At 47.9% G+C, this 7,758-nt stretch carries 6 protein-coding genes and 1 pseudogene; 3 read left to right on the plus strand and 4 right to left on the minus strand.

The features are described from left to right. Window positions 1-226 precede the first annotated feature (226 nt). The 3 genes and pseudogenes from IQ219_RS20550 to IQ219_RS13600 form a co-directional block, all read right to left on the minus strand. Window positions 227-412 (minus strand): annotated as a pseudogene (locus tag IQ219_RS20550) (IS1 family transposase); the annotation flags it as partial. Between the two features lie 299 nt (window positions 413-711). Beyond that, window positions 712-2,280, minus strand: a complete 1,569-nt coding sequence (locus IQ219_RS13595; RefSeq protein WP_194072966.1) for an arylsulfatase — start codon at window positions 2,278-2,280, stop codon at window positions 712-714. Window positions 2,281-2,575: 295 nt separating this feature from the next. Further along, window positions 2,576-3,907, minus strand: a complete 1,332-nt coding sequence (locus IQ219_RS13600; RefSeq protein WP_194072967.1) for an anaerobic sulfatase maturase — start codon at window positions 3,905-3,907, stop codon at window positions 2,576-2,578. A 367-nt stretch (window positions 3,908-4,274) separates the two neighbouring features. Between IQ219_RS13600 and IQ219_RS13605 the strand changes: the two genes are divergently transcribed. After that, a complete protein-coding gene (locus IQ219_RS13605; RefSeq protein ID WP_194072968.1) occupies window positions 4,275-5,261 on the plus strand; it encodes a helix-turn-helix domain-containing protein in 987 nt (328 codons plus the stop codon). Between the two features lie 42 nt (window positions 5,262-5,303). On the opposite strand, the gene IQ219_RS20400 is transcribed toward IQ219_RS13605, so the two are convergent. Then, on the minus strand, window positions 5,304-5,426 hold the full coding sequence (locus IQ219_RS20400) for a hypothetical protein (RefSeq protein WP_255512823.1): 123 nt from the start codon (window positions 5,424-5,426) through the stop codon (window positions 5,304-5,306). A 152-nt stretch (window positions 5,427-5,578) separates the two neighbouring features. Between IQ219_RS20400 and IQ219_RS13610 the strand changes: the two genes are divergently transcribed. Together IQ219_RS13610 and IQ219_RS13615 are read left to right on the plus strand one after the other, a co-directional pair. Continuing rightward, the gene (locus tag IQ219_RS13610) at window positions 5,579-6,802 is read left to right on the plus strand and encodes a sodium:proton antiporter (protein ID WP_194018922.1); all 1,224 of its coding nucleotides are present in this window, start codon (window positions 5,579-5,581) and stop codon (window positions 6,800-6,802) included. Continuing rightward, window positions 6,799-7,758 (plus strand): hypothetical protein (locus tag IQ219_RS13615; protein WP_194072969.1); only part of this gene is annotated, 960 nt, incomplete at its 3' end. The genes IQ219_RS13610 and IQ219_RS13615, both read left to right, overlap by 4 nt.

A 7,758-nucleotide genomic window follows, 5' to 3' on the forward strand; every position in this document is an offset into this window, starting at 1 on the left:
ACAGTTTACTATACGTGTCTACACATTGTACTGTCTTTTTCGCTTCTCTTACCTTCGTCATACTCCCTCCAAGCTTTCCAGCCTTTTATCTCCATTCTAATTCACCCATTTTGATGAAAGAGGGGTATAGTCGCCAACAGGTTGGTTAGGACAATTCTTAAATTTGATGTTCAAATGTCTGGGTGGTGTTATTCATGTAGTGAGATAATAATAACGTTAACTTTCATTACTCATTATAATGATTAATAAAATACAAAGTTGCAGATTCATGATTAAAACATTTTTTGAAAAATGAGAGACTCTTTCTCACTAATCTAGAGCATTTTTGCCTCAGAGTATTATTAAATCTTTCGATATGACTAGTCTCACCAGTTTCTTTTCCACTAGGATGGTCTTTCTCCGCTGGGACTGTCTTTTCATAAGACTGTCAAAAATCTGTATAAACATCTGATCTTTTACGATACTGAAGAGAGATTGACTCCCAGAATTGTTGAGCATCTTTGCTTGTCTTATCGCCTCAATGAAAGCCGACAATTTGCCGCGTATTTCTGTATAGATAACACTACCAACAAAGACGTTCGCTGACTTAAACCTGGCTAGAATAAAAAACAGTAAATAAAAAGTAGCACCTACCAGTACTTGGAACTGACAGGTGCATTGCTTCAGGAGGGTGAAAGTAAAACCAAATGGTGGGTTAACACCAGTTCTGGGCTAGTTTCCGGTGGGTAATGGTATTGTGATGCCCTCCTTCGCGAGCATTTCCCGAATATGCTGGAAGCGCTCATACTGGGTGAGCGTAATCGGGCCAGCATACCCCTCGCTCTGTAGCTTGCGCGGTGGATACTGCACATAGGTTTTCATTAGCTCTTTGACCTTTTCGCTCATGGTGACCAGCATCCAGGTGCGTTCCGTATAGTTGTTCATGAAGATGTCGTAGCGTTCCTGGGGGTCTTGCCACAGGTCAAACATCTGCGGCACGACGGCAACATAACTCTCTGCCCCCTTCCATCCCAGGTTGGAGTCTACGGCTAGACCTCCGGTCGTTGCACCATCGTCACCCCGCAGGTTAAATACCGCCTTGTAATTGTTGACCCGTACTGCCCCCGGTGTCAGTTCATTCTCGGTGAAATAGAACCAGGATTTGCGTTCACACTTACCCGTACCAAACAGCGCTGGAGACATGTCGTAGCTGTCAAAGATGATCGGTTGGCCTTCACGATCATTGGTGGGTAGGGATACCCCTGCAAGGTTAGCAAAGGTCGCCATCAGATCGAGACCGCCCACAATATCGTGGTTTTTCACGCCTGGCGCGATCTTCCCGGGCCACCAGGCGATCGCCGGGACACGGTTGCCTCCCTCGCGGACAGTGCCTTTTGTTCCTCGGAATGGGGTGTAGCCAGCGTCAGGATAGACATCCTGCCAGGCCCCGTTGTCGGTCGTCCAGAAGACGAAAGTATCCTCTTCTAGGCCAAGTTCCCGTACCTTATCCATAATTGCCCCGATGCGAGAGTCCAGCTCGACAATCGAGTCCGCATACTTGCACTTAGAAGGCGATCGGTGAATGAAGTCGGGGTGGGGCAGGTTGGGCTGGTGCACCTTCATAAAGTTGACGTTGAGGAAGAAGGGTTGGTTTTCCTTGGCCGCATCTTCGAGAAATTCCACCGCCGCCTTCTCAACGTAACCATCGAAGAAGGGAATTCCCACCACGCCTTCATCTGGCGTATCGACGTACTGACCATTGATCTTGAAATCTTCCTTGGCCTTCTCACCGGCCTTAGCCGACAGCGATCCTTTGGTCACATTTTGGAACATGGCCCGTAGTTCTGGCTCCATATCGGGGAACCAGGTGGGGTCGGCATAGGTATAGGCATTTAGGTGGTAGAGACCGACATACTTCATCTCGTCGTAGCCCTGGGCATTGGGTAGTGCATAATCGTCCTCACCCAAATGCCATTTGCCTGTGAAAAAGGTGCGGTAGTCGGCCTGTTTCAACACAGAGGCCAACGTCCACTCCGCTGCGGGTAAGCCGCCGCCCTGGCCCTGAAACGCCACGGTGGTCATGCCACTGCGGTTGGGGATACGACCCGTTTGCATGGCCGCCCGACCCGGGGTGCAACTTGGTTGGGCATAGAAGGAAAAGAAGGTCATGCCTTCCGCCGCCATTCGATCAAAGTTTGGGGTTGGCATCCCCCGTCCTTCGCCGCCGCCGTAGGGGCCAAGATCGCCATAGCCGGTGTCATCGGTCACTAGCAGAATAATGTTGGGTTTTTTATTCGACATTGTTTTGTCTCTCTATTGAATAGTCGTTAATCAGCAGGTGAATCCTACCTAGTGGATTTAATTGTGTGGCGTTACTGAATTAGGGTATGAGTTTGTGAGCTTCAAGATTTTTTATCGCCCCCTAAATCCCCCAATGCTGGGGGACTTTCCATTTTTGGTTCCCCCCAAATTTGGGGGGCTAAGGGGGCTAAACATACCTCAAATCAGCAATGCCAATTTTGTATTCGTACACCGCCCTCCTATTGAGACATTGACCGCCGGAAGGCAAATCGGCCAATGTGGTGGCCCTACACCATTAAGTTCGGGCCGGTTGACAGGCGGTTTTCCGGCTTTTTTTTGTTTTATGCAGACCATGGCATTTCTTAAACTTCTGACCACTGCCACAAGGACAGGGATCGTTGGGATGGGCTTTGGCAAAAGCGGCATCCTGGGCGGCCAAGATGGGCATGATTTTTGCGGCAGGATAGTTGCGTCGCATGATTTCTGCTAAAAGCCGGAGGGGTTCATCAATGTGATGGAAAAATGCCTTATACCCGGCACACAGGTAATTCAGCCCTGGCTCTCCATCGGGGGTGGTAATGAACCGATTTTTGGGGCATTCGCCGTTACAGGCAAAGCGCACGTCACAGTCCAGGCAATACTTGGGCAGTTTTTCCAATTTGTCCCGACCAAACTGATGCTGGCGATCGCCGCCGACCAGATCCCCTATGGGCTGATCCTGAATGTTGCCCAGCTTATAATCGGGTTCGACAAAGTGGTCACAGGAGTAAAGATCACCGTTATGTTCTAAGGCCACCGCATGGCCACAGGTGGGTTCAAAGACGCACATGCCAGAGGGAGCACCCATCCACTTGCTGACGGCGGCTTCAAAGGTTTGTACGAATACCTTGCCCACATCGTGGCGCACCCATTCATCAAAGATGCTGATCAAAAAGCTGCCAAATTGTTCGGGTTTAACGGAGCGATCAGAAACGAGGGTTCCCTGTTGGTAGAGGGTACTGCTGTCCTCATTGATTCGCTCAATAATGGGGATGAACTGAACCCAACTAGCGCCCACTTCATCTCGAAGAAATCGATAGACCTCTAGGGGATGATTGCCATTTGCCGCATTGACGGTGGTCAGGATGTTGTACTCCACCCCATGTTTCTGCAGTAGCCGCAGACCCCGCATCACGTTATCAAAGGTCGGCCCCCCAGCTTTATCAACCCGATAGGCATCATGGAGTTCCCGCGGCCCATCAATACTCAACCCCACCAGATAGTTGTTTTCTTTCAAAAACTCACACCACTCATCGTTGAGTAACGTACCGTTGGTTTGGATCGTATTTTCAAAGGTCATTCCCGGCTTTCGGTACTTCTCCTGGTAGGCGATCGCCTTGCGAAAGAAATTGACTCCCATGAGGGTGGGTTCTCCTCCCTGCCAGGCCACCGTGACCTCTTTTGTGCGGTGGGTTTCGATCAGTTGGCGAATATAGTTTTCCAACAGCTCATCCGCCATCCGAAACTTACTGCCAGGATAAAGCTGTTCTTTGTCTAGAAAAAAACAGTAAGAGCAGTTGAGGTTACAAATTGCCCCGGTTGGTTTTGCCAGAATGTGGATGCGAGGAGGAGTTTTGGGCTGGGTCATACTGTGGATCTCGGTGGCTGAATGTGGATCAAGATCCAATTTAAACTTGTCATTTGTTTTGATCAGTCACAAGGATCAATTGCTTATTAAGATGATGCAGTTTCCGTACAATCGCTGAAAGTTTTGTTTGACAATGGTTACAGGCGTTTAACCTGTTTGCCATTTCATTCTTCCCACCTACTTAGGGATTTCTTATAAAACCCCCATTGTTCGTGCGGGAGAGCAACAACTGAACGACTTGGGTCATCTTGCCACTACCCATCGGTTTAGGCTATACAAAAATGGCAAACTTTTGGGAAATCAACACTTTTTCACAGGATATAGGTAACAATCGGTGTTTTTTGCCATTGCTACATAAGCTAATATTATGGTTCAAGAAGTTCAGCCGCCAACGCCAAATCTTATTCATCAAAAGTTTCAAGATACCGATGAAATGGCTGAGGCGCTGAGGCTTCCCCTCAGAATTACCCCGTTAGTGCTTGCCCCCTACTCCTGTGAAGCGGTGCAACTCAACCTGGGGAACATTGCCTTTAACTTTACGAAAAGTGTTGTGCCCTTGCGGGTTGTTGGTCCGAAACCAGCCGAAGCCGTCTTTTTTTCCTTTCTACTCAATGCGGTAGATGAGCAGAAATTTATAGCCCACAACTGTCCAATCAATCGGCAGATGCTGTTTGGCTTCGACTCTGATCGGGAGGTTGATCTCGTGATAGCTGACTCGGTTTTATATTGTTATGTTGCTGTCAGCACCATCCTTCTAAATCAATATCTTTGCCTGATGGAACGGGACGACCTTGATGCCAGATTCTTAGGGCAAAATCAAGTCTGCATTCCAACCACTATTGGGTCGCTCCAGGTCTTTGTCCGGGAACTCTATACTTTGGTCGTTAACCAGACTGCTTGCCTCGCCAGCTTAACTTTTCAGAGGCTATTGAAAGAGGACTTTATTCCTCTCTTGATTCAGTCCATTCCGCCTAAAGGGCAGCTTCCCACAACGTCCCAACGTCCCTTGCGCCGAGGCGATTTAGTCCGACAAACGGAAGCATTCCTAGAAGCCCATCTCAACCAGCCCATCACCCTGGCTACTGTTGCCAAGGGCATCTTTACTAGCCAGCGTACCCTAACCTATGCCTTTGACCAAATTCTAGGTATCTCCCCCATGGTCTACCTCAAGATTTTACGTTTGCAGGTGGTGCGTCGGTTGCTGAAAATGACAGTACCGGGGACTAGGACTATTTCGGCCATTGCCGCTGAGCACGGTTTTTACAGTCCAGGTCACTTTGCTAGAGACTACAAGACCCTGTTTGGTGAGAGTCCCAAAGAAACCCTGAAGCAGTCATCAAAAAGGACTCTTTAGGTTACCCACGGACACTGTGCTATGAACTCCGGTGGGTGATGGTTAATTCAACACCTCTTGATCCGTTACGGTGGGCATGGGGTTAATGGTTTGGTGGGGAATGCCAACCCGAATTTCGGCTTTATCAAAGGCCTGTTTCACCCGCCGTCGGAATTCTCGCCCCACATTCCACTGTTCACAGGGCTAGGTTTTTATCAATAAACAAATCAAAATTTCTTATTTATTTTTCTTTTAAATTGAACAGTAGATGTTATTTTATAGCGTGTTGTTTCCTGGAAAAGACAGCCAAAGTCTGTAAATACTTGTAATAAAAATTTATGATTGAACCATATAGCGATTGGGCTATTCTAGCAATTTTTGTTTTTCTGTATAGTTTGATTGCAGGAAGATTATCCAAAACGTGGCTGTCCGATGCAATTATTTTTTCAGGTTTTGGCTTACTCTTTGGCGCTTTTGGACTCAATCTAATTCAATTCAATGTCACCTCGGAAAATCTCAAAACGATCGCCGAATTAACCCTGGCGTCGATTTTATTTACTGATGCGGCCAATGCAAATTTAAGCATATTACGGAATAGCTTGCGGTTACCCTGGCGTTTGCTGGCGGTGGGACTGCCCCTCACGATTGGACTGGGTTTTATCGCTGGCCAATTCTTATTTCCCCAATTTAGTCCAGCGGAAGCGGGCATTCTCGCAGTGATGTTGGCCCCCACCGATGCCGCCTTGGGAAAAGCAGTGGTCACCAATCCCCAGGTTCCTGACAATATCCGTGAAGATTTGAATGTGGAAAGTGGACTCAATGACGGTATTTGTGTCCCGCTTTTATTTACATTACTGGCGATCGCCAATCCAGATCAGACAGATACCAACAATACAGCCAGTTTATTATTTAACCTCTTCACTCAACAGATCGGTATTGGGGCTTTAATTGGGGCCAGTTTTGCCGTAATTGGAGTACAACTTAGGAGCTTTTGCCTCCAGCGGGATTGGATCGCCGCCGATTGGCAACCGATCTTGGCGATCGCCCTGGCCATTGCCTGTTTTGCCAGCGCCCAACACTTAGGCGGCAGTGGTTTTATTGCCTGTTTTGTGGGGGGATTGACTTTTGGGAGGATGGTGAAAACCGAAAAGGAAGACTTGCTGATTGCCGCCGAAGCCACCGGGGACGCTTTATCGTTGATTACCTGGGTGATGTTTGGCGCTAGCGTTGTACCCTTTGTGATCAATGAGCTAACTTGGTCAGCCTTTGTTTATGCCGTGTTGAGCTTGACGGTCATCCGTATCCTGCCTGTATTTTTGGCCGTTTTAGGGATGGGGTTAGACCGTTGGAGCACCTTGTTTGTCGGTTGGTTTGGCCCCAGGGGATTAGCCAGCATCGTCTTTGCCGTTATCGTGCTGGACGAAAAGTTACCCCATAGCCGCGATATTGCGATTATTGCTTCTTGTACGATTTTATTGAGCGTTTTGGCCCACGGTTTTAGCGCAACGCCCCTGGCCAATTGGTATGGTCAATGGAGTCGTCGCCAGAATCATCAACCATGAACTTATTCGTCGTTAATGTGAACAAATTGATTGCCTATTTCAAAATTAAAACCGTTGACAGGTACATTACTCGGAGAATCACTCACCGCCTTAACTTTGGGTGTCGAGCCTTAAAAAAAATACAAAAATTCTTGTTATTCCTGATCGCTGGCCTGTTGGCGATCGCCTTAACGAGTGTTAGCCTACCCGCCCAAGGGCAACTGATCAACCTGCCCAAAAATGTCTCCGTGCCCCTCAGTGATGTGAGCCAAGAAGGGAATCTAGATATTGCCAAAGTTAGGCTTGATGGCAAGGTACTTTTTGCCATTGCGGCCCCCACAACCAATCAGTCAAGCGATGAAAACATCGTTTCTCCCATTCAGCGACGGGTTAAGAGCATTAACTATAACCTCAGCAAAATTGTTAGCGATGGCTTTGATCCCCAATCCCTGAGCATTGACCCTGCGGTTTTGAATGATCAAACGGTGCTGGTGGCATCGGATCAAAATTGGGGTCCCAGATATTTATTAACCGTCACCCAGGCGGATACTGAGTTAGATGAACCAATCGCCATTGATGGCACAGCTCAGAAATGGTCTGACATTATCCGACAAGCATTATTACAAGCCCAGAGGGAAAGACAAGTCCCCTATCAAAAACAACAAATTCCGCTGATTCTGGCTTTGATTCTAATCATGCTAGCCAGCAGTTGGGTGATTAGACGCTTACAAAAATGGCGGCGATCGCAGCGTCTTCGTCTGGAACACTATCGACAAGTCTTACTCACCTCCAAAGAAAACCATGAGCTTGCGGATGCTTCTCCAGCAGAGTTGGAGTTAGACGAAACCTTTATCCGTCAGTCTCAGAAGGCTTGGTATCACCGTTATCTGCCTCGAATTTCCGTTGAAAGTCAAATTGAGTTTCTATTGATTTTGCGACCCCTATTGTTTGCCATGCAACTCAGCCTGTGGTTTGGG

It is taken from the genome of Synechocystis sp. LEGE 06083, from assembly GCF_015207725.1.
Taxonomy (GTDB): Bacteria; Cyanobacteriota; Cyanobacteriia; order Cyanobacteriales; family Microcystaceae; genus Synechocystis; species Synechocystis salina.